Genomic DNA, 21,283 nt, shown 5'->3' on the forward strand with positions numbered 1-21,283 from the left:
GCCAATATATCAATCTTTTGGATAACCGCATTTCCGCGGAAGCTTCCGATGAAAAACGGCCGGCCAAATCCTCATTGTTTTTAGACTCTTTTAGAGGAAATCGGCTTAAAAATGCACCGGCTTTTCTTCGGGTTCCTGGACCATTTCTTTGCGCAGCAGCCCGCCTAGCACATAGCCCAGAACGCTCCCGGCCAGACCGTACCACATCGGCTCCACCTCAGTGCCCGCTATCCGGCAGAAAAGCCAGGCCCCCATGCCCACCACCATGGACAGAATGGCAGCCGTGGCCGAGGCTTTCTTCAGATAGATGCCGGCCACCAGGGGCACCAGCAGACTCACCAGACTCAGCGCCGAGGACTCGCTCACCAGTTCATGGATGTTGTTGCGGGACAAGGCAAAGCCCAGCGAAATCACCGACACAATCAAGACGCTGCCTCTGGACAAGGCCAGTAGTTTTTTATCGGTGATGTCTTTGAAGAAAGGACGTAGCAGGTTCTCGCTCAGGATGGAGGCCGGGGCAAGAATGGCGCCGCTGGCGGTACTGATGATGGCCGAGATCAGTGCCCCGAAGAACAGCACTTTGATGATCATGGGGCTGGAGCCTAAGATGAGGCTGGGCACCAGCATCTGGGCGTCGTTATTCAGCAGATGCGGGTGCAGCACCTTGGCATACAGCGCCAGAATCAAGGGTAGCAGGGCCACTGTCACGTATAGCAAGGCGGCCAGCAAAGAAGCGTTGATGGCTACCTTTTCGGATTTAGACGACATGACCCGCTGGAACACATCCTGCTGTGGAATAGAGCCCAGCCCGATGGTCATCCAAAGCGCCAGATAGTTGAGCCAACCGGAGAACGAAGTACCTGATTTAGGCGTGATTCTGTAAAAATCAGGGGGAAGTGTGGCGGTCACTTCTGAAAAGGGTTTCTCGCGTATGACCCACCAGGTCACAATCACTAGCCCCAGGATGATCATGATGGTTTGCAGATAATCGGTGACAGACACGCTCCACATGCCACCGAAGTAAGTGTAGAGCACCACCAGAAAACTCCCTATCAAAATGCCCTGTACCAGCGTGATGCCCAGCAGCAGGTTAAACGAAATGCCCAAGGCCACCATCTGCGCCGCCACCCAGCCAAAATAGGAGATGACCAGGCAGAACGAGGCGATGATCTCGGTGGTGCGCCCAAACTTGACGCGGTAAAAATCCCCGAAGGTGAGCAGGTTCATGCGGTACAGCTTCCTGGCGAAGAACAACCCCACCAGTACCAGGCACAGCGCCGCGCCCAAAGGATCTTCCACCATGCCTATTAAACCATCTTCGGCCACCTCTGCCGAGGCCCCCAATATGGTCTCGGACCCGAACCAAGTGGCAAACACCACGGCCGTGGCCATGGGCAGCGGCAAGGCCCTTCCGGCGAGCATGAAATCTGAGGTATTGTGCACCCGGCGGGCCGCCCAGAGCCCAAGCAGCACGTTGAGGACCAGGTACAGAAGAACGAAAAAGATGAGCATGTTTGGTAGTTTTCTGTTTCTGACCCGGTTTCAGAGAAGTAGGCCTAAAACAGAAAGCAAGATAAAAGATTTCGCTTGTTTTCTATTGGCGGCTCATAATCCAAAGGAATGCAACCGATGAATTAACCTTTCTTATATTATGATTTTAATATATCAGAAAGGCCCTTAATTTCGTAGTATTTAGTAACTTACTTACCTTTCATATTGAATTAAAAATTAAATATATCAGTAACGCCTTCTATCCTGTAAAGTATGAACCTCCCCCTACCACTCAGAAAAATCAAAGTCTTGGTTCTGCCCCTCGTGCTTTTGTTTGCTGTTTGCTTTTCCTCGCAGGCATCCCATATCAGAGCAGGAAATATTTACTACAAAAGCGACACCACGGCAGCCCGTAACCCTTTAAGGTTCTTTTTCACCCTGGTGACGTACAGCGTGGCTCCGCCGCCTTTTGAAGATCTGGAGGCAACACTTCATTTTGGAGACTGCACCAGCCAGAGAGTCCCCCGGGAATCAAGAACTTTGCTCCCGAATGGGCAGGTATTTATGAATGTCTACAGGTTTGAGCACACCTTTGCTGGAGCTGGCACATACGCCGTTACCCATACGGTAGGGAGCCAAGGCGGCATTGTGAATATTTCTTCGTCCCTTAAACCAGACTTTTTTCTACAGAGCACCATCACCGTTGATCCTTTCCTGAACCCAAACCGTTCCCCCATTTTTCAGCACGTACCCGTTGATGTTCCCGCCCGAAATAGGGTTTTTACGCACAACTCCGGCGCCATTGATGCAGACGGCGATAGCCTCTCTTTCAAGCTGATCACTCCTCTTGCCCCTAACGGGACTAATGCCTGTGGAAACCCTTTGGGAATAGCGGCTCCGGGCTTCAGCGGATTAGAGAATTTCCTTGGTAGGCAAGACCCCTCGGCTCCGGCAGGAGTAAATTTGAACAGGGACACCGGCCTCCTGACCTGGAACTCACCCAGTTTGCAGGGAACTTACAATATTGCCATCAAGGTGGAAGAATGGCGCAAGGGTCGTCTTATTGGTACCATGATCAGAGATATGCTTCTCTTTGCGCAGGAAGATCCTTCTACGGTAACTGGCATCTCTGAAGAATGGAAACAGCAAATCAGTTTCTATCCCAATCCGGCCAGTGGCGTTCTTTCGGTGAAAGCGCCTGCCGCTGTTAAGGTGAGAGCAGCCCAAGCCTTTAACTCGGTGGGTAAGCAGGTGACTTCGCTCCTTCCCCAGAAATCCGCGGAGGGCTGGGTGCTGGACGTGCGCCATTTACCCGACGGCTTCTACCTGCTCAACCTGCAGACCGACCAAGGCCCGCTGGTGCAGAGGGTGGTGGTGAAGCATTAAAGTTGAAATCCTGAAACGGGGCTGTTTTCTAGAAAACAGCCCCGTTTCTTTTTACCATTCTCTTCTCTCTTTAGCGTAATTCAAAGAAGACTTATGATTCATATCTGGTTGGGGAAGACAGAATAGTTCAGATGCCAATAGATGTTACTAGCCAGCATTTTTACCTCACCTAAGGAAACACCATCTAATTCCTGAATTGATTTTCTGTTTATTCTGAAAATCAAAGAAGCTTTTTAACCTCGGTTTTTTATTAAAACCACCCTGTGCTGAGCATCAACTTCTAATTCTTGCTTAGAATAGTCCAGCCCAAAAGAGAGTATCAGAAAATTGTATTATTATTAACAGAAAAATATCCTGCTACTACTATATACCATATTCAACTTGGGCCTGTGCCTTCCTTATGCAAAAACCTTTACTTCCTATTAAAGCTAAACCCTTCCTTCTGCTTTCCCTGTTTTTCCTTATTTATCTTTCTGGTACCAACACGCAGGCCACTCACTTAAGAGCAGGGCAGATTCTGTACAAAAGCGACACTACCGCTGCCCGCAACCCATTGAAATATTTCTTCACCTTAGTGACGTACAGTGTGGCTCCACCTCCCTTTGAAGACCTGGAGGCAACGCTCTTTTTTGGAGACTGCACCAGCCAAACGGTTGCCCGGGAGTCAAGAACGCTCCTCTCCAATAGCCAGAACAGTACTTTTGTGAATATTTACCGGTTTGAGCACACGTACTCCGGGCCGGGTACCTTTACCGTGGCTTTTGCGGGCGAGAACCGGAACGGAGGCGTGGTGAACATTTCCTCTTCCGTGCAGCAGACGTTCTTCCTGCAGAGTACGCTCACCGTAGATCCTTTACAGGGCATCAATCGTTCGCCCGTTCTGCAGTACAACCCGGTTGATATTGCTATCCGCAATCAGATCTTTGAGCATAATCCCTCCGCGTATGACGCAGACGGTGATAGTCTGTCTTATAAATTGGTAGGGCCTAAAGTGGCAAATGGCTTTGATGCCTGCGGAAATCCGCTTGGCATAACGGCTCCGGGATACCGTGGGCTGGAGAATTACCTGGGAGTAAATCTTCCTCCTGATCCTGCGGGATTAACACTAAACCGTTACACCGGCCAATTGACCTGGAACACTCCTGGGGTGTTAGGGGAGTTCAACATGGCTTTTGTGGTAGAGGAATGGCGACATGGCCGCCTCATAGGACAGGTGACCCGTGACATGCAAATCTTTGTACGGGAAAGCCCTAACAGACCTCCGGTGCTCCTTGCCCCCAAAGATACCTGTATTGTAGCCGGCACCTTGCTGCGGGATACCGTTAGGGCTATAGATCCAGACGGGGATCGTGTCGTGATTACTGCCTTTGGCAACATGTTTCCAGCTGCTACTTTCTCCAAGCACAATGACAATGCCCATATCTTCAATTGGCAGACCAGTTGCCAGGAGGTGCGCCGTGAGCCGTATCAGGTGCTGCTCAGCGCGGAAGATCAGTCCATGCCAGGAACAATCAAATTGGTCAACTTGCAGCCTTGGCGCATTACGGTTCTGGGACCACCTCCGGTACTAGTCTCGGCTACGCCTCAGAACGGCAACAGCATTCAACTCACCTGGGAAAGTTATGGCTGCACCAATGCACGCAGGATCTATATCTACCGGAAAGTAAATCCCTCTGGTTTCGCGCCCAAAGCCTGCGATGCAGGTATTCCGGCCTCGGCGGGGTATACGCTAGTAGGCAACGTGCCTGCTACCGCCACTTCTTATGTGGACAATAACAACGGGCAGGGACTTGACCTCACCCAGAAATACAGCTACCGCATGTATGCCGATTTCAATGAGCCCGCAGGCGGGAAAAGCGTGGCCTCCAATGAAGTGAGTGTTACTCAATTGACCAGCGCCGCTGAAGATATCCGGCAACAAATCAGCTTTTATCCCAACCCGGCCTCCGGCGTGCTGATGGTGCAATTACCAGCTTCTGGAAAACTTACTACCGTACAGGCGTTCAACGCAGTGGGTGGTCTGGTGGCCTCTCTCCGTCCTCAGAAGCTGGCGAATGGCTGGGCTCTTGATGTTCAGAACCTGGCCGATGGTTTTTACTTGTTTGCCTTGCAAACAGACCAGGGCACGGTAATCCAGAGGGCAGTAATCAAACACTAAAAAACCATCTATTTCGGGGCTGTTTTCCAGAAAACAGCCCCAATTCTTTTTTCAGCCCTGCTCCTTTTCCCTGATCAGTTTGAAGAAGCCTTCGCGGTAGGTCTCGCCTATGGGAATGGATTTGTCCTGGATGTAGAGCGTGTGGCCGTCAACCATGTTCACCTTGTCAATGGAGATGATGTAGGACTTGTGCACGCGGTAAAACGGTGGTTGGGGAAGCTGTTCCTCCAGATCTCGCAGGGTCTGGTAGGTGACTACCCGTTGCTTCGGCAGATACAGCGACACGTAGTTCTTGAGGCCCTCAATGAACAGAATATCGGCGTAGTTGATGCGCAGGAACTTGTTCTTGCTTTCGCCTTTCACAAACATATATTCCGGGGGGGCTGGAACCGACGGAACTGCGGCCGATGGTGCTGGCATGGAAGCAACAGTCGGTGTGGGTTGCAGGAGGGTCTGGGCTTTCTGCACGGCTTTCAGGAATCGGTCAAACGCGATGGGCTTGAGCAGGTAATCCACCACGTCGTGCTCGTAGCCTTCCAGGGCATACTCGGGGTAAGCGGTGGTGAGAATGACCTTGCATTTGTTGCCGCAGAGTTTCAGGACCTGGAGGCCGGTAAGTTCGGGCATCTGGATGTCCAGGAACACCAGATCGGCGCGGTTTTCGGCTACCCAACCCAAGGCCTCAATAGGACTGGTGGTACTGCCAGCAAACTCCAGGAACGGAATCTTCTCTATGTAAGCCTTCAGCAACGTTGACGCGTACGCCTCGTCATCCACGCAAATACACCGAATCATATTACTTAGGAATTAAGAATTGGGAATTAGGAATGGAAGATAAGGGAACGGGGAATACGTTGGGCTGTTTTGGGACCATTTTCCTGAAAGCAGCTTCTAAACAGCTTATCAGAGATTTCTCAGTTTCAGCGATGCCTGGTGTACTGAGCCATCGTTCTGCACGGTGAGTTTGTGCCGGTCTGGGTACAGAAGTTCCAGCCTGCGGCGGATGTTAGTCAGACCGATGCCCGTGGTCTGGTCTTTCTGGCTCTGGTGGATGCGGTTGGTGACCGTGAAGAACAGGTCCTGCCCGGTGGCTTTCAGGTCTATTTTGATGGGTGAAGCAGGGTCGTCGGCCACGCCGTGCTTGAAGGCATTCTCCACAAACGGAATCAGGACCAGGGAGCTGATGCGCTGGCCGTTTACCTGCCCCTCCAGGTTGAAATCCACGAAGAAACGGTCCTCGAACCGGAGCCGGAAAATGTCTATGAAACTACGCAGGTACTCCACCTCTTTCTGCAGTTCCACCTTGCCGTCGGGGCTGTCGTGGAGCATGTAGCGCATCATGTCAGAAAGCTTGAGAATGGCATCGGCCAGTTTCTCAGACACGGGATAAGCCTGTGCGTACAGGTAATTGAGCGTGTTGTAGAGGAAATGCGGATTCACCTGCGATTTCAGGAAGGCCAGTTCGGCCTGGGTTTTCTCGGCACGCAGGGTTTTGTATTCTTTTTCTTTCTGGAAGGCATCCTGCACGTTCCAGACCACTGCACTGATGGCCATCATGGGAAAAGCCCGGAAAAGGTTGTCGGTGAGGTAATACGTGAAGGTGGTATTCACGCCATAATTCCTGAACCCGAACAGAAACGGATACATCATTTCCTCCAGAAAATAGCGGGTAAACGTGAACAGAAACGGCGCAAAGAGGAGGCAAAGCACCAATTGGAGCACTTTTTCGCGCTTCAGGAACCGCGGGTACACAAAAGAATAGCAGAAGTAAAAGGTAAGGGCCAGGCTGATGAAGTACGTGAGGTAAAGCAACCGGTACCACGTAAACGGCTTGGGCGACATGATGTAATCCTCTAACAAACTGTAGCCGATGTACAGCGACCACGCCAGCACGTGGTAAAGAACCATTTTTCTATTCCTCATACCTCAAAACTAACCAACCGGCCCCACTCCCCCGATTTTTTTATCCCAACCCCCGCTTTCCTGATACCAACCCCGGTTTCAAGCCTATTTTCCTGAAATCAAGCTCTAAACCGCGATTGGGATAAAATTCCACAGGCTTGGGATCATTTTTTTTCGAGTGCAGGCAACCCTCGGCACCTTTGGTTCATCCATAATTCAAACCCCTGCCGCATGAAAAACCTATACTACCCTTTCGCTTTTGCTATCACCTTTCTGCTGTCTACCCTTGCCTGCTGGGCCCAAACCAGCGCCTCAGTCAAAGGCACCGTGCAAGATTCCAAAACCCAGAAACCAGTAAGCTTTGCCACCATTCTGCTGGTGCACCTGCCCGACTCGGCGCTGGTCAACTCGCAGATGGGCGATGAGGCCGGGGCCTACTCGTTTGAGAAAGTGCCCTCCGGCCGATACCTCATCAAAGCCACCCGCATTGACTATACTACGGCCCTGAGCCAGCCCTTTGAGGTCAACGGACAGCCGGTGCAGGTGCCTAGGCTGCAGGCCTCTGAAAAAGCCACCGCGCTCAAGGAAGTAGTGGTGCAGGGCCAACGCCCCTTGCTGGAACAGCAGGCCGATAGAATCATTATGAACGTGGAGAAACTGAACACCGCCGGCGAGAACGCGCTGGAGATCCTGAAGAACGCTCCCGGCGTGCGCATTGACAAAGACGACAACATCCTGTACCGGGGCAGCGGCAGCGTGAACGTGATGATCAACGGCAAGATGACCTACATGAGCGGCGCTGAGCTGAGCAATTACCTCAGATCTCTGCCCGCCTCGGCGTTGAGCAAAGTAGAGCTGATCGCCAATCCGCCGGCATCTTATGATGCGGCGGGCACCGCGGGCATCATCAACCTGCAGATCAAGCGCGACCTGGCCAAGGGCATGAACGGCACCCTGAGTGCGGGTACCGGTTACGGCACCTATGAGAAAGCCTGGGTGGGCCTTAACCTGAACTACAACCTGGGCAAGGTGAGTTTTTACACCCGCGTGAACACCAGCCACAGCAACTCTTACAACCGCCTCACCATGGAGCGCACCATCAGAGACAGCCTCTACCGATCGGTGAACTATTGGCACCCCATCATCAAGAGCGTGAACGTAGTAGCCGGCGGCGATCTCTTCATCAATAAACAGCACACCGTGGGCTTGATGCTGAAGGGCTACACCTCGCCGCAGGATGTTCTGACCACCAGCAACTCGGTGAACTATGACATACCGGGCAACCCCATTGGCAATGTGCAGATGCACAACCCGCGCGATGTGGTTTCCAACAACTACAGCCTTAACCTGAACTACAAGTTTGACATAGACACCACCGGCCGCTCCCTCACCTTTGACGCCGACTACGTGCGGTACCGCAACGGCGCCGATGAAGCCTTCACGAACCAGTTCTTCGGCGCAGCCGTGGCCGAAGGAAATGCCCTGGAGAACCTGCGCAGTGTCTCAGATGCCGCTATCAAGATCTACGCCCTCAAAGTTGATTACTTGCACCCGCTGGGCAACAACTGGAAAGCCGAAACCGGCTGGAAAAGCAGCTGGGTACAGAATGATTCAGACATCAGATTTGAACGATTATTGGAAAACCAGTGGCGAAACGATGCCCGGCGCACCAACCACTTTCTGTATGACGAGAACATCAACGCGGGGTACATCAGCCTGAGCAAAAAAGTAAGCAAACAGCTTAACCTGAAAGGCGGCTTGCGGGCCGAGCAAACTATCTCCAAAGGCAATTCTTTGACCATGGAAAACGTAGTGAACCGCAATTACTGGGAGCTGTTCCCCAGCCTGTTCGTGGGCTATACGCCTAGTGAAGACCACCAATTCTCTACCTCCTACAGCCGCCGCATCAGTAGGCCCAATTACCGGAGCCTGAACCCGTTTACGTTCTATTCAGACCCGTACATGGGCATCATGGGTAATCCGTTTCTGCAGCCGTCGTTCTCCAACTCGCTGGTGTTCAACTACACGTTCAAGAACTTCCAGTTGCTGAGCGTCAGCTACCTGCAGCAGAATGATTTTGTGATGGAAGTGGTGAGCCAGAACGATGAAACCAAGGAAAGCATCAGCACCCCGCAGAACCTGAGCCGGGCCCGTTCCCTGAGTTTCAGCAGCGGCGGCACCCTACCGGTTAAGAAATGGTGGAGCGCCAACGTGCAGGTACAGGGCAACCTGAACAAAGTGAGCACTCCCGTGCAAGGCGAGCAGTACAACCGGGAACAGTTCTCCTGGGACTTCAGCACCGACCACAACTTCACCCTGCCTAAAAACTTCAGCCTGCAATACTCCGCCTACTACAGCTCTCCCTCAGTATCAGGCCTCTTCCGGAACAAGGCTTCTTACCTCATGAGCATCGGCGGCAAGAAAACCTTCCTGGACGGCCGCGCCACCCTCAGCGTGAAACTGAACGACATCTTTGACACCGCCCGTTTCAGAGCCTATTTAAAATACAACAACGTGAACATGTACTGGCAAAACGAATGGGAAAGCCGCCGCCTGAATCTCTCCTTCGACTATAAGTTCGGGAACAGCAAACTTAAAACCGCCCGCAACCGCCGTACCGGCACCTCAGACGAAGAGAACCGAGTTAGTAAGTAATCAACTCACTACCGTCCGCAGGACGATGAAGGCATTGCAACGGCACAATCAGTAAATACTTGAATGCCCCAGAGCCCCTGTTGGGCGCCTGCGTAACCCAACAGGGGCTCTGGGGCAAGCAGTGGCGTCTGAAGCCGCAATGGCCTACGCTCCCTATGAAACAGAGGACGGTGCCGGGTGGTACCGAAATGAAGCCTCACTGTTTGAGCGTCAGCGAGTTTGAGGCTTCTTGATTCTTTTGGTTACTTTTCTCATCAAGGAGAAAAGTGACAAACGCCCGCAGAGCGCAGCTGCAACCCAAAAGTTAGAAGGAAGGAAGTAGGAAGTAGCGGCTTGAGGAGCAGATTGGGTTGTTGGTGAGAACACCAACAACGGCGAAGACGGCAAATGGCTAGAAAAGCAGCATTAAAAAAAGAAAGGCACGGAAGTAACTTCCGCGCCATAGAAGGGCAAGAGTAAATTTGAAGCTAGCGCCTCACTGAAGTTGCAAACTTCAGACCATGGTAGGTCCAAGTCACAGACTTGAACCATGGCAGGAATAAGGGAAGTAGATGTAAACATCCCCCTTCAAAGGGGGAGTCTGCTGATCAAGCGTAATTCAGATTGTTGATGAGAACACTAAATCGGCAAACGGGTTAGCCATTTCTTAAAACCCCCTTGTAGCGTCCACAGCCCCTGCAAGCATCTGCGCCAAGCACCTGAACCGGTAAAAATCACCGGAACAACCGCCTTTTGTCCTATCCTTGCTTCTGCAATGTACGTACCTTTGTAGTATACAATTTGCAGGAAGCGATGTTAGGAAAAGGATCTAAACTATACAGCATATTCAAACTCAAATGCCCTCGGTGCCATGAGGGAAACATGTTTGAAAACAACAGCCTGCTGAGCTGGCGCAATTTCTCCCAAATGAAAGAGTGTTGCCCCGTGTGCAAGCAGTTATATGAGCCAGAGCCCGGCTATTACTACGGTGCCATGTTTGTGAGCTACGCCTTAACTACCGGTCCCACGCTGGCTATTGTGGCCTTGATGATGATCTTCTCGGAGGAAATCACTACTTGGATGTTTGTGGGGGCGCTGGTATTGGCGCTGGTCTTGTTCTTGCCAGCCATTTTCAAGCTGTCAAGGGCTATCTGGATCAATATCTTCATTAGCTATGACCCCATGGCCGCTGCTACCCCGCACGTAAGGGGACATTAACTTCTTATCGTTTTAACGCTATTTTTTGCAATTTCGGGCAGAACCAGCACGCGAGTAGCGCTTGGCTATGCCCGAAAAACTTCCCGTTTACTCCATCCCCGATTTCACCACCGCCCGCCCCCTCTCGCGGGGCATCCACGTGGCCGACCTGCAGGCGCACCGGAAAACCCACGCCTTTGTGCAGGCACCCCACAAGCATGATTTCTATTTGTTGCTGTACGTGAAAGCCGGTCAGGGCACCCATACCATTGATTTCACAGAGTACGCAGTGCAACCGGGCAGTGTCTTCTTTCTCACGCCCGGTCAGGTACACGCCTGGAACCTCACCGATGATACCCAGGGAACCCTGCTGTTCTTTTCCTCTGAGTTTTACCGTGCCGGCCGCGAAACAGATCCGTTGCGGCAGTTTCCGTATTTTCAGACGTGGCAGCACCCGCCGGTTCTGTACGCCTCCCCAGATACGCTGCCACCCGTAGAACAGCTCCTGCAGCAGATGCAAAGGGAATACACTACCGCCGCCGCCTTCCAGTCCCAGGCTCTCCGTGCCTACCTGGAACTGCTTTTGATCCAGTTGGCCAGGCTGTACCCCAAAGCACCCATCGCCCCGGAAGAAAACACCTGGCCGTTTCAACTATACCAGCTGGAGAGCCTGGTAGAAAAACATTACCTGGAGCATCAATCGGTCAAATTCTACGCCGATGCCCTGCACCTTTCCGCCAAGTACCTGAACGAGCTGTGCAAACAGAACCTGCGCAAGACCACTTCTGATCTTCTGCAGGAACGGCTGGTGCTGGAAGCCAGACGTTTGCTTACCCACTCGCCGCACCTCAACATTGCGCAGGTGGCCCATGCCCTGGGCTTTGAGGACAATTCCTATTTCAGCCGATTTTTCAAAAAACACACCGGAAACACCCCGGAGCAATTCCGGCAGAAAGGATAAATACGGGTTTTGCGGCTGGTAACCCAATCAAGAACAACCAATTAGCAGCCGCAGGGGTTTAAAGAGTCTGTGACCATACGTTAGACTTAGCTTACTCCCTCATGATACGCGTTTACCTTCTGCTTTCTGTTGCCCTGCTGATTTCCTGTTTCCATACCCCAACCTCGGCCCAGAACTTAACCGGCCCTAATGGCGAGGTGTTCACCGTGCGGGTGGTGAAAGACAAACTCAGCGATCCGTGGGAAGTGACCTACGGCCCCGACAACCACCTTTGGGTTACCGAGGCGAAAGGCTACCGCGTGAGCCGCATCCATCCCACCACCGGAGCCCAAACGGTTGTCCTGGACCTGAACAATGTCCGCCAGTTTCCGCGCTATGACAAGGTTTCAGACTCTATAGACGGCGGCAAATCCTGGCCGCAGGGCGGGCTCATGGGCATGGCGCTGCACCCGCAGCTCCTCACGGGCAAACCGTATGTGTACCTGGCGTATGCGTACCGCTTTGCCGGGGCAAACAAACCGGGCGATGGCTGTGATCCCAACTTTGGCGGCTGCCATTACACCATGCGCGTGGTGCGCTATGATTATGAGCCGAAATCCCAGAAACTAGCCAATCCTATGGTGCTCTGTGACAGCATCCCGGGCAGCAATGACCACAACTCCGGCCGCTTGCTCATTGCCCCGGTGAACGGCAAAGACTTCCTGTTCTACACCGTGGGCGACATGGGTGCGGGACAGTTCCACAACGTGGGCCGACCTAACCGGGCGCAACTGACCAGCAGCTATGAAGGCAAAGTGCTGCGCTTCAACCTGGAGCCAGATGCCGATAAAGGTCCCTTTGACCGCTGGATTCCGAATGATAATCCGTTCACTTCAACCCAGCGGCAGAGCGCCGTCTGGAGTACCGGCCACCGGAATGCCCAAGGCTTGGCCTATGCCGTGATAGGCGGCACCGGCCGGATCTACTCCAGCGAGCACGGTCCTTTCTCTGATGACGAGATCAACATCATTGAACGGGGCAAAAATTACGGACACCCGTTGGTGATTGGCTACAATGACAACAATTACAATGGCCTGGCGGCGGGCGTGAGCAGCCACACCCAACTGCCCGGTGAGTGGAACACAACTTACCCCACCATCCAGAGCGAAAACGATAACGCGAAAGCTATCGGGAAAGAACTCTACCGGGACCCTATTCTCAGCTTCTATCCCAATTCCAACGCCTTTATCCGGAATGTCATGACGCAATCCCGGAACGATGAAAAAGCCTCGCCTGAGTGGACCTCTGATGCGCCCAGCAGCATTGCCGTGTACACTTCCTCGGCCATACCGGGCTGGCAGAACTCCCTGCTTGTTCCCATGCTCAAAACCGGGAAACTGGTACGGGTGAAACTGAACGCCAACGGCACCGGCACCACCGGCGATACGCTTTCCTACTTCTACAAGAAGCAGACCCGCTACCGTGACCTGGCTATCTCCCCAGACGGCAAAAAGCTGTACGCGGTGGTAGACAGTTCCTCGGTGACTTCCGGGCCATCGGGCGAGGACCCTAAAGGCAGCCAATACAAAGGTTCCTTACTGGAGTTTACGTACGTGAAAGGCGGAACTGCTTTGAAAAACGCTACCGGCGCAGTACCCGAGAAGAAGCAGGTGACAGGTTCAAAAGAAGCAACCAACCTTCCAAGGCAAAGACGCAAATAATAGGCTTTGCTGCCGTTTCAGGCTTGTTTTCCGGAAAAGAAGCTGGAAACGGATTTTTAAAAAAACAGGAACTGGCTACAGAGGTCAACCACCCCAAAGCCCTCTACCCTCTTATGTCATCCTGAAAGGATCTTGTGGGCCAACTGTTCTGGCGTTTATGCGAAGCCTGTCTAGTTTGTTCACATGATCTTTCCAAGATGACAGATGAGAGGTTGAGTTACTTCACTTTAAACTTCTGCTTGCCAGTGAGCAACTGGAAGAACAGCACAAAGTCTGAGGCCAGGCTGTAGAGCGGGTATTTGAAAGTGGCGGGTTTGTTTTTCTCAAAGAAGAAGTGCCCCACCCACGCAAAACCGTAGCCAATCACCGGCAGCCACCACAACCAACCATATTGCCCAAAAGCAAATGCCACGATCATGAGCAAAAGCAACAACCAGGTCCCTGTGAAATGTAGCACGCGGCTGGTGGTGTTCTGGTGTTCTGAAAGGTAGAACGGATAGAACTCCTTGAAAGACCTGATGCGGGGTGATAGATTAGACTGGGGCATAAGCTATATACATTAAGCCAGATATACATCAGTGATTTTGTTTCAAATCAAAAAGATAAGGAGTGCCTTCGCTCCTTATCTTACCTCCAAACTGCTTATACGCAGGATAGTCAACCCAATACACAGTACTGTCTTTGCTGTCTCTAGCTACTACTAATTGAAGCAACTCATTATTGATAAGTACCTCTACTCTTTTATGATCAATGCCGGTGGTGTGATTTGTTGGGATAGATTTAAAATCTTGTAGCACCTGAATCAATGGCATAGGATGAATAATTTTTTGCCCCTCTACATATAGAGCATCTCTCTGCTCATTAAACCTCTTTAGTTTAGAAGCGACTTGTGCCTGAGCCAACTTTTCGAATGCAAAACCTCCTACAAACAAAATCAGACCAGAAAGAACCGTAGCAGAAAAACTTATTCTAATAAACTTGTCCTTAAATACCTGAATAAAATCCCCCACACTTTTGATTCCTGACACTATCATTCCTGCCCCTAAAAGAAACGAGACAAAGAAAGACAGTATGTAAATCCAGAAATTGACACGTAGAATGTAATCAAAGAAGATCATGCCGTAGGTAAAGTATTTGAGGTAAATCTAAATCCCCTTCGCCCGCTTACGTTCCTCAAAATACGTGGCTACTTCTTCCCGGGTCTTCGCGTTGAAGGTCATTTCTGGGGTTAAGCCGCCTTTGCGGCCTACCAGCACGCCGTAGCGCATGTCTTCGTAGCCGCGCATGCTGTGGGCATCGGGGTTGATGCTCAGGAGCACGTTCTGGCTGAGGGCGTATTCTACCCAGCGCCAATCCAGGTCCAGGCGCCACGGGTTGGCATTGATTTCTATGATCACCTGGTTTGCGGCGCAGGCGTCAATCACGGCTTTGTGGTCAATAGGGTAGCCTTCGCGGCGCAACAGTAGTCGGCCGGTAGGGTGCCCCAGCATGGTGGTGTACGGGTTCTGGATGGCCGTGAGCAAGCGGTCAGTGGCTTTCACCATATCCATTTTCAGGTTGCTGTGGATAGAGGCCACAATGAAGTCAAAGGAAGCCAGCACGTCATTGTCATAGTCCAGCGAGCCATCGGAAAGGATATCAGACTCAATGCCTTTGAAGATGCGGAACGGTCCCAGCTGTTGGTTCAGGTGGTCAATTTCTTTGTGCTGTTCCTTGATCCGGAATTCGTTCAATCCGTTGGCATAGTACGCCGATTTGGAGTGGTCGCAGATGCCCAGGTATTGGTAGCCCAGTTGCTGGCAGTGCACCGCCATCTGCTCCAGGGTATGCGCGCCGTCTGAGTAGGTGCTGTGGTTGTGCACGGTGCCTTTCAGGTCTGCATCGGTGAGGAGCGTGGGCAATTTGTTTTCCCGGGCCAGTTCCAGCACGCGCAGGCTTTCGCGCAGTTCCGGCGCGATGTACGGCAATTTTACCCGTTGGAAAATCTCTTCCTCAGACGCGGCAGGTTCCCCGTAGGCTTCGGCCATGAGCGTGTCGCCGCTGTCGTTCAGGGGTTGGGTGAGCCAGTGCGGATTAGCCGAGTACAGCAGCACCTGGTTGGCGAAGCGGCGCTCCGGCACCAGGCGCACTTCTACCTTCAGACCGGTTGTGTCTACCAGTCCGCGCCACACAAACGGCCCGGAAACCGATTCCTGCGGCGAGATACCCGGCAGTTCGGTCAGGAAGTTGGGCCAAATGGCATCATCGTTCAAACTCAGCAGGAACTGCAAAGTTTCCACGGTCTCCATGTTGCGGCGGATCTCGCCCACAATCTCGGCGGCGGTGGTTTCTGGCCTGTTTTTCAGGAAAGAGAGCAATTCCAGCGCCAGGGGTTCTGCCTCGGCCCAGAGCACCTTGCCTTTGTTGGCCTCGGTGTACTGCAGGCCCTGTAAAATGGTCTCCTGGGTTTTCGCCCCGAAGCCTTTCAGCTTAGACACCTCGTTTTTCTCGCAGGCCTCGCGCAGCCCTTCAATGGTATCCACGCCCAGGTCTTTCCAGATGGTTTTGATCTTCTTGGGGCCAATGCCTTTGATGTTGAGCATCTGCACCACGCCCTCAGGGGTGGTTTCCAGGAGGCGGGCCAAGTCGGCGTGGGTACCGGTCTGGATGGCTTCCATGATCTTGGCGGCCATGCCCTTGCCAATGCCATCCAGCTTCTCTAACTGGCTTTGGTCCATCTGGTGGATGGGCGACTCCAGGCGTTCCAGCACCATCACGGCGTTGGTGTATGATTTTATCTTGAACGGGTTCTCGTCGTGCAGCTCCATCAGGGAAGCCGTCAGCCGGAACATACGGATGAGTTCTTTATTCTCCACAGGGTTGGGTTTGTCAAAAAGTGGTGAACAAAGATACGTAAGTTCAGGCTCAGTTATGAGGCTTGTGTTCTGCCGGCCCTTGCACATTTACCCAAGCAATGTCTGCGTTTTTCAATCGTTTTAGGTAAAACAGCCATAAAACGTAGCCGGAGCAGCGGGCAAAGGGATGCATTTTTTTGTATATTGTGGCTGGTTTGCTGGTGGGTGAATGCATGGGCAAGCCAATACACACATGAAACAATTCTTTTTGTTGGGCTTGGTGGTACTGGTCTTGATGGGCGCCAAATGCGGCGAGGGTACTGACTTACCCGCCGCCGTGTACGGCCAAACCTGGTTGCATTCGCACGAAGAAGACTCTGCCGATGTCAGGACGTACCGGCCCAATACCTTTGATTTCCCGCCCTCGCGCGGGCGCACCGGTTTCATGCTGCAGCCAGACGGCTCGTTCATGCGCTACGGCATAGCCCCCACCGACGGACTGGAAGAACAGCCCGGCAAGTGGGAAGGCAAAGGCAAAAATCTCCTGCGCATCACCTTTGACAATCCCAAACACAAACCCGAGGAGCTTGAGGTACTTTCGGTTTCACCTGAAAAACTCAAAATCCGCCGGAAAACATCCTCTGACTAGAAACCTTTAATCTTTAACCTGAGCAAGGATTCGTCTTCTAGACCCGCCCTTGCTTTTACTTACTTATGAACTACTGGCTCGTTAAAACTGAACCTGAGAAGTACGCCTGGTCTGATTTACAGCGCGATGGACAAACCACCTGGGATGGCGTCCGTAATTTTCAGGCCAGAAACAATTTACAGCAAATGAAAGAAGGAGACCCCGTGTTGTATTACCACAGCGTCTCTGAAAAAGCCATCATTGGGGTGGCAAAAGTGAGCAAAGAAGCCTACCCAGACCCCACCGCCGACGATCCCAGATGGGTGGCGGTTACGTTGGTGCCAGAGCAGGCCTTTGCCAAACCGGTTACCCTTGACCAAATCAAGAAAGACGAGCGGTTGCAGAACATTGCGCTGCTGAGGCAATCCCGTTTGTCTGTGATGCCGTTAAAGCCCGAGGAGTTTGACCTCTTATTGAGCCTGGGCCAGTAACAGGTCAGACCCGTTGAGGTAGGTAGCCGGCGTTTTTATTGTTTCCTTGAATTCTTTTAAAAACACCGTATGATCACATTGATCAGAAATACTTCTTATCTGTTCCTGCTCCTTCTTTTTTGCTGGAGCTGGACTTTTTCTGCCCATGCGCGCCAGAAAAACAAGGATAAGGAAAAGCCGGCGCCGCCTGCCCAAACCTACCGGGCAGAGTTTGAAAGCAACTCCTTTGACGATGACCACACCGTGCAGGCCTTGCCAGACACGTCTATTCTGGTGGTTTCCACTAAAAACAACTCCTGGTTTGGCAACGATGATTTCCTTGTAACCAAGTATAACCGGGAGCTGAAACAGGTTTGGCAGGAAAAATATGAGCACAAGGCAAACCATACCTTAGAGCTGATAACGGCAGACCGCAAGCATATCTATCTGTTGTTTTCCACCGCCTCCAGCAAAAAGTTGGTGCTTTACCAACTGAACTCCGCCACCGGCAAAGGCACCTCCAGTGAGCACACCCTGCCTTCTTCCTACATCAACATCAAAGAAATGGCAGCCGTTGACGGGCAGGTGTTCCTAAGCGGGCTAGACCGGCAAAACCTGAACATGCTGCACCTTAACCCCAGGGAAGAGGAAATCAAGCTTCTGCCCGCGGTGTTTGGGATGGAAGATGACCTGGGCGAGTTCAGGGTAGACACGCTGACCAAAGCCGTGGAATTTGTAGTGGCTGAGTCAAACGGCTGGCGTTCACGGGTGCAGACCAAGCGCATGAACACCAAAGGCGATGTGATTGGCACCTACTTCATCCAGCCCGAGATGGATTGGCGCAATGACAACACCCTGCAGGGCGGCCGCCTCACCCCCGGCGATACGCTCAGCAAAAGGGTCATTGGCACCTACGGCCACCGTACCTCTATCTTCTCCAAAGGCCTTTTCACCAGCGACCTTTCCGGCAACCTGCAGTACTATGATTTCAGCAAACTGGGCCACTTCTTTGAATACCTGTCACCGCGCGCCGAGCGCCGCATGAAGGCGAAGTTTGCCCGCCAGGAAGCCAAAGGCAAACCGCTGGTACTGCGCTACCGCATGCTGCTGCACCCGGTTATTCCGCATCCGCAGGGCTACGCCATTGTGGGCGAGATTTACTATCCGCAGTACCGCAACAATACCCTCAACCAATTCACTTACATCAACGGCCGGTACCCAGACCTGCGCGACACCCGCTCCAATTTTGACGGTTACCGGTTCACCCACGCCATTGTCTGCGTTTTTGACAAACAAGGCAAGCTGCTCTGGGACAACTCCTACAAGCTGAAGAATCTCACCTACCCGGTTCTGGCCCCCACCGTAGAGGCGGGCGTGAGCGAATCCGGAAACATCACCCTGGTGTACCCAGACGAAGAGTACATCTGGCATAAAACCCTGAAACCAAACGTGTCTTTGTCTAACGAAGAGAAAGTGGAGGTAAAACTGCAGGAAGACTCTGAAAAGATGCTGGCCAGCAACGAAGAAGGAATTATCCATTTTTACGGCAGCAACTTTGTGGCTTTCGGGTTTCAGCGCATCAAACCAAACTCGGGCCAGGCGCGCACCGTTTTCTACCTGCAGAACATGCTGTTTGAGTAGAACACTATAACGGCCGGTTCTCAGAGAATTAGCTCTGCGTCTAATGCGTGCCAAACGCTGTTCTTGGATTCAGGGCGTTTTTACCGCGTTTTGCAGAAAAGAAGGTAAAATCAGTGGCGCTGGTTTCGCCTGCCCGTGGGTTTTACCAACTCGCTTCCAGCAGATAATTCTCTTTTTTAGTGCCACGGCTGCCGGTAAGTCTTTATATTTGCCCAAAACCTGGCCATGCACAAACGCCTCATTGTTCCGCACGCACTGTTTCAGATCATGATCCGGCGCCTGGCGCACCAACTGATCGAGACGCACCGCGATTTTTCTGATTCTGTTATTCTGGGTCTGCAGCCCCGGGGCATCTTTGTGGCCGACCGCCTGCAGCAAACCCTCCGGGAAATATTGGGCATCACCGTCCAGACCGGATACCTGGATATTACCTTCCACCGCGATGACTTCCGCCGCCGTGCTACTCCGCTGGCCCCCAACGCCACCAAGGTAGATTTCTCCCTGGAAGGCAAGCGCGTGATTCTGGTAGACGATGTGCTGTACACCGGCCGCTCCGTGCGGGCCGCCCTGGATGCCATGATTTCTTACGGCCGTCCGGCCCAGGTAGAGCTGCTGGTGCTCATTGACCGTCAGTACACCCGCGATTTACCCATTGAAGCCACCTACACCGGCCAGCGCGTAGACTCTCTGCATTCCCAGCGGGTAGAAGTCCGTTGGCAGGGCAATGACTCTCCGGAAGACGTCATCTGGCTCCATACTCTTACTCCAGACCAAGATCAACCACATGCAACAGCTTAGCGTCCGGCACCTGCTGGGTATCAAAGAGATTACCCCGCAGGACATCCAGCTTATCTTTGAAACCGCTGACCAGTTCAAGGAAGTGCTGAACCGGCCTATCAAGAAAGTACCCTCGCTGCGCGATGTCACCATTGCCAACGTGTTCTTTGAGAACTCCACCCGCACCCGGCTCTCGTTTGAGCTGGCAGAGAAGCGGCTTTCGGCGGATGTGATCAACTTCTCGGCCTCGGGCAGCTCCGTGAAGAAGGGCGAAACCCTGCTGGACACCGTCAACAACATCCTGGCCATGAAGGTAGATATGATTGTGATGCGCCACAGCAGCCCCGGCGCGCCGCACTTCCTGTCGCGTAAGATCAACGCCAACATAGTGAACGCCGGCGACGGCACCCATGAGCACCCCACCCAGGCCCTGCTGGATTCTTTCTCCATTAGGGAGAAACTGGGCGAGGTGGCCGGCAAGAAAATCGCCATCATTGGTGACATCACGCACTCCCGCGTGGCGCTTTCCAACATTTTCGCGCTGCAGATGCAAGGTGCCGAGGTGGCTGTTTGCGGACCGCCTACCCTGCTGCCCAAACACATTGGTGACTTAGGCGTGAAGATTTTCTGGAACGTGCGCGAAGCCCTGCAATGGTGCGATGTGGCCAACGTGCTGCGCATCCAGCTGGAGCGCCAGACCGGCAAGCTGTTCCCATCTTTGCGCGAGTACGCCCTCTACTTCGGGATCAACAAAAAGATGCTGGATGAGCTGGATAAGGAGATCGTCTTGATGCACCCAGGCCCCATTAACCGCGGGGTGGAACTTACCTCAGACGCCGCCGACTCGCACCACTCCATCATCCTGGACCAGGTGGAGAATGGCGTGGCCATCAGGATGGCGGTCTTGTACCTGTTAGCCAGCAAAGGATAAGTCCCACAGAAGTCCTTTTCAGCCTGATTTCCAGAAAACAGGCCTGAAACCCACAGAGATGTGCCACCATTCACCAGATGATGTGGCACTTTGTTGAAGAAAGAGCATTACACCACCTATGACCAAAGAGCTTGTAAACCCTTTTGGCCGAGTTTACCTTACCATTGAAGAGGACACCCGCAACCGGTTTATTTACGTGAACTGGATGGGCTATCTCACGGAGGAAAATGTAAAGTCTGGTGCCAAGGCTTACACCCAGGCGCTGGCCAATGCCGGTTTCAACTGCGTCCTGAACGATACCCGCCTCATCATTGGCTCCTGGAACCACTCCATGGATTGGGTGCTGAACGAATGGGCTCCCGCCGCCGCCAAGGCAGGCTTGAAGCGCTTTGCCATGCTGGCCAACCCCGAGAGTTTTGGGGGATCTTCTGCCGCTCTTTTCCTGCAGGAGCTCAAAGATTTTGAAGCCAGAGCCTTTGACAACCCGGATGCTGCCAAGAAATGGCTCGCAGAATATTACACTCTGTAACCAGGATTTCTTTATCAAAAATAAAACAGAAGAGCCCGCTGGTG

Annotated in this window: 18 protein-coding genes; 12 read left to right on the plus strand and 6 right to left on the minus strand. The window is 52.7% G+C overall.

Features of this window, described 5'->3' with window-relative positions; genetic code table 11:
- Positions 1 to 105: 105 nt before the first annotated feature.
- Positions 106 to 1,512: a high affinity choline transporter 1 gene (locus tag JT719_RS09255; protein WP_207432664.1), complete on the minus strand. Its 1,407-nt coding sequence runs from the start codon at positions 1,510 to 1,512 to the stop codon at positions 106 to 108.
- Positions 1,513 to 1,764: 252 nt separating this feature from the next.
- Between JT719_RS09255 and JT719_RS09260 the strand changes: the two genes are divergently transcribed.
- Complete coding sequence (locus JT719_RS09260) at positions 1,765 to 2,877, plus strand: T9SS type A sorting domain-containing protein (protein ID WP_207432666.1); 1,113 nt, start codon at positions 1,765 to 1,767, stop codon at positions 2,875 to 2,877.
- A 400-nt stretch (positions 2,878 to 3,277) separates the two neighbouring features.
- Positions 3,278 to 5,035 carry a T9SS type A sorting domain-containing protein gene (locus tag JT719_RS09265; protein ID WP_207432668.1) on the plus strand — a complete coding sequence of 586 codons (1,758 nt, stop codon included), beginning with the start codon at positions 3,278 to 3,280 and terminating at the stop codon, positions 5,033 to 5,035.
- 51 nt (positions 5,036 to 5,086) lie between these two features.
- Here JT719_RS09265 and JT719_RS09270 read toward each other — a convergent pair whose 3' ends face one another.
- Both JT719_RS09270 and JT719_RS09275 read right to left on the minus strand, forming a co-directional pair.
- Positions 5,087 to 5,830 (minus strand): LytR/AlgR family response regulator transcription factor, encoded by a 744-nt coding sequence (locus JT719_RS09270; RefSeq protein ID WP_207432670.1) that lies wholly within the window; start codon positions 5,828 to 5,830, stop codon positions 5,087 to 5,089.
- Between the two features lie 108 nt (positions 5,831 to 5,938).
- Entirely contained in the window at positions 5,939 to 6,958 is a 1,020-nt protein-coding gene (locus JT719_RS09275; RefSeq protein ID WP_207432672.1) for a sensor histidine kinase, read from the minus strand.
- A gap of 210 nt (positions 6,959 to 7,168) precedes the next feature.
- Between JT719_RS09275 and JT719_RS09280 the strand changes: the two genes are divergently transcribed.
- From JT719_RS09280 to JT719_RS09295, 4 genes are all read left to right on the plus strand, one after another.
- Positions 7,169 to 9,592: a TonB-dependent receptor gene (locus tag JT719_RS09280; RefSeq protein ID WP_207432674.1), complete on the plus strand. Its 2,424-nt coding sequence runs from the start codon at positions 7,169 to 7,171 to the stop codon at positions 9,590 to 9,592.
- An 861-nt stretch (positions 9,593 to 10,453) separates the two neighbouring features.
- On the plus strand, positions 10,454 to 10,789 hold the full coding sequence (locus JT719_RS09285; RefSeq protein WP_207432676.1) for a DUF983 domain-containing protein: 336 nt from the start codon (positions 10,454 to 10,456) through the stop codon (positions 10,787 to 10,789).
- A gap of 67 nt (positions 10,790 to 10,856) precedes the next feature.
- Positions 10,857 to 11,729 (plus strand): helix-turn-helix domain-containing protein, encoded by an 873-nt coding sequence (locus JT719_RS09290; protein WP_207432679.1) that lies wholly within the window; start codon positions 10,857 to 10,859, stop codon positions 11,727 to 11,729.
- A 101-nt stretch (positions 11,730 to 11,830) separates the two neighbouring features.
- Complete coding sequence (locus JT719_RS09295) at positions 11,831 to 13,429, plus strand: PQQ-dependent sugar dehydrogenase (protein WP_207432681.1); 1,599 nt, start codon at positions 11,831 to 11,833, stop codon at positions 13,427 to 13,429.
- A gap of 217 nt (positions 13,430 to 13,646) precedes the next feature.
- Here JT719_RS09295 and JT719_RS09300 read toward each other — a convergent pair whose 3' ends face one another.
- The 3 genes from JT719_RS09300 to polX are packed head-to-tail and all read right to left on the minus strand — an operon-like array spanning position 13,647 to position 16,284.
- The gene (locus JT719_RS09300) at positions 13,647 to 13,976 is read right to left on the minus strand and encodes an Mpo1-like protein (protein WP_207432683.1); all 330 of its coding nucleotides are present in this window, start codon (positions 13,974 to 13,976) and stop codon (positions 13,647 to 13,649) included.
- A gap of 28 nt (positions 13,977 to 14,004) precedes the next feature.
- The gene (locus JT719_RS09305; RefSeq protein ID WP_207432685.1) at positions 14,005 to 14,547 is read right to left on the minus strand and encodes a hypothetical protein; all 543 of its coding nucleotides are present in this window, start codon (positions 14,545 to 14,547) and stop codon (positions 14,005 to 14,007) included.
- Positions 14,548 to 14,574: 27 nt separating this feature from the next.
- The gene (gene polX, locus JT719_RS09310) at positions 14,575 to 16,284 is read right to left on the minus strand and encodes a DNA polymerase/3'-5' exonuclease PolX (RefSeq protein WP_207432688.1); all 1,710 of its coding nucleotides are present in this window, start codon (positions 16,282 to 16,284) and stop codon (positions 14,575 to 14,577) included.
- Positions 16,285 to 16,516: 232 nt separating this feature from the next.
- Here polX and JT719_RS09315 point away from each other — a divergent pair, with 232 nt between their 5' ends.
- The 6 genes from JT719_RS09315 (at position 16,517) to JT719_RS09340 (ending at position 21,239) form a co-directional block, all read left to right on the plus strand.
- On the plus strand, positions 16,517 to 16,912 hold the full coding sequence (locus tag JT719_RS09315) for a hypothetical protein (RefSeq protein ID WP_242693116.1): 396 nt from the start codon (positions 16,517 to 16,519) through the stop codon (positions 16,910 to 16,912).
- A gap of 65 nt (positions 16,913 to 16,977) precedes the next feature.
- Positions 16,978 to 17,382, plus strand: coding sequence for an EVE domain-containing protein (locus tag JT719_RS09320; protein WP_207432690.1), 405 nt, complete (start codon positions 16,978 to 16,980; stop codon positions 17,380 to 17,382).
- 69 nt (positions 17,383 to 17,451) lie between these two features.
- The gene (locus JT719_RS09325) at positions 17,452 to 19,002 is read left to right on the plus strand and encodes a hypothetical protein (protein ID WP_207432693.1); all 1,551 of its coding nucleotides are present in this window, start codon (positions 17,452 to 17,454) and stop codon (positions 19,000 to 19,002) included.
- 225 nt (positions 19,003 to 19,227) lie between these two features.
- A complete protein-coding gene (gene pyrR / locus JT719_RS09330) occupies positions 19,228 to 19,800 on the plus strand; it encodes a bifunctional pyr operon transcriptional regulator/uracil phosphoribosyltransferase PyrR (RefSeq protein ID WP_207432695.1) in 573 nt (190 codons plus the stop codon).
- The gene (locus tag JT719_RS09335) at positions 19,787 to 20,710 is read left to right on the plus strand and encodes an aspartate carbamoyltransferase catalytic subunit (RefSeq protein ID WP_207432697.1); all 924 of its coding nucleotides are present in this window, start codon (positions 19,787 to 19,789) and stop codon (positions 20,708 to 20,710) included. Before pyrR ends, JT719_RS09335 begins: the two co-directional genes overlap by 14 nt.
- A gap of 118 nt (positions 20,711 to 20,828) precedes the next feature.
- On the plus strand, positions 20,829 to 21,239 hold the full coding sequence (locus JT719_RS09340; protein WP_207432699.1) for an STAS/SEC14 domain-containing protein: 411 nt from the start codon (positions 20,829 to 20,831) through the stop codon (positions 21,237 to 21,239).
- Positions 21,240 to 21,283: the final 44 nt, after the last annotated feature.

This window comes from Sabulibacter ruber, from assembly GCF_017355955.1.
Classification (GTDB): Bacteria; Bacteroidota; Bacteroidia; order Cytophagales; family Hymenobacteraceae; genus Nibribacter; species Nibribacter ruber_A.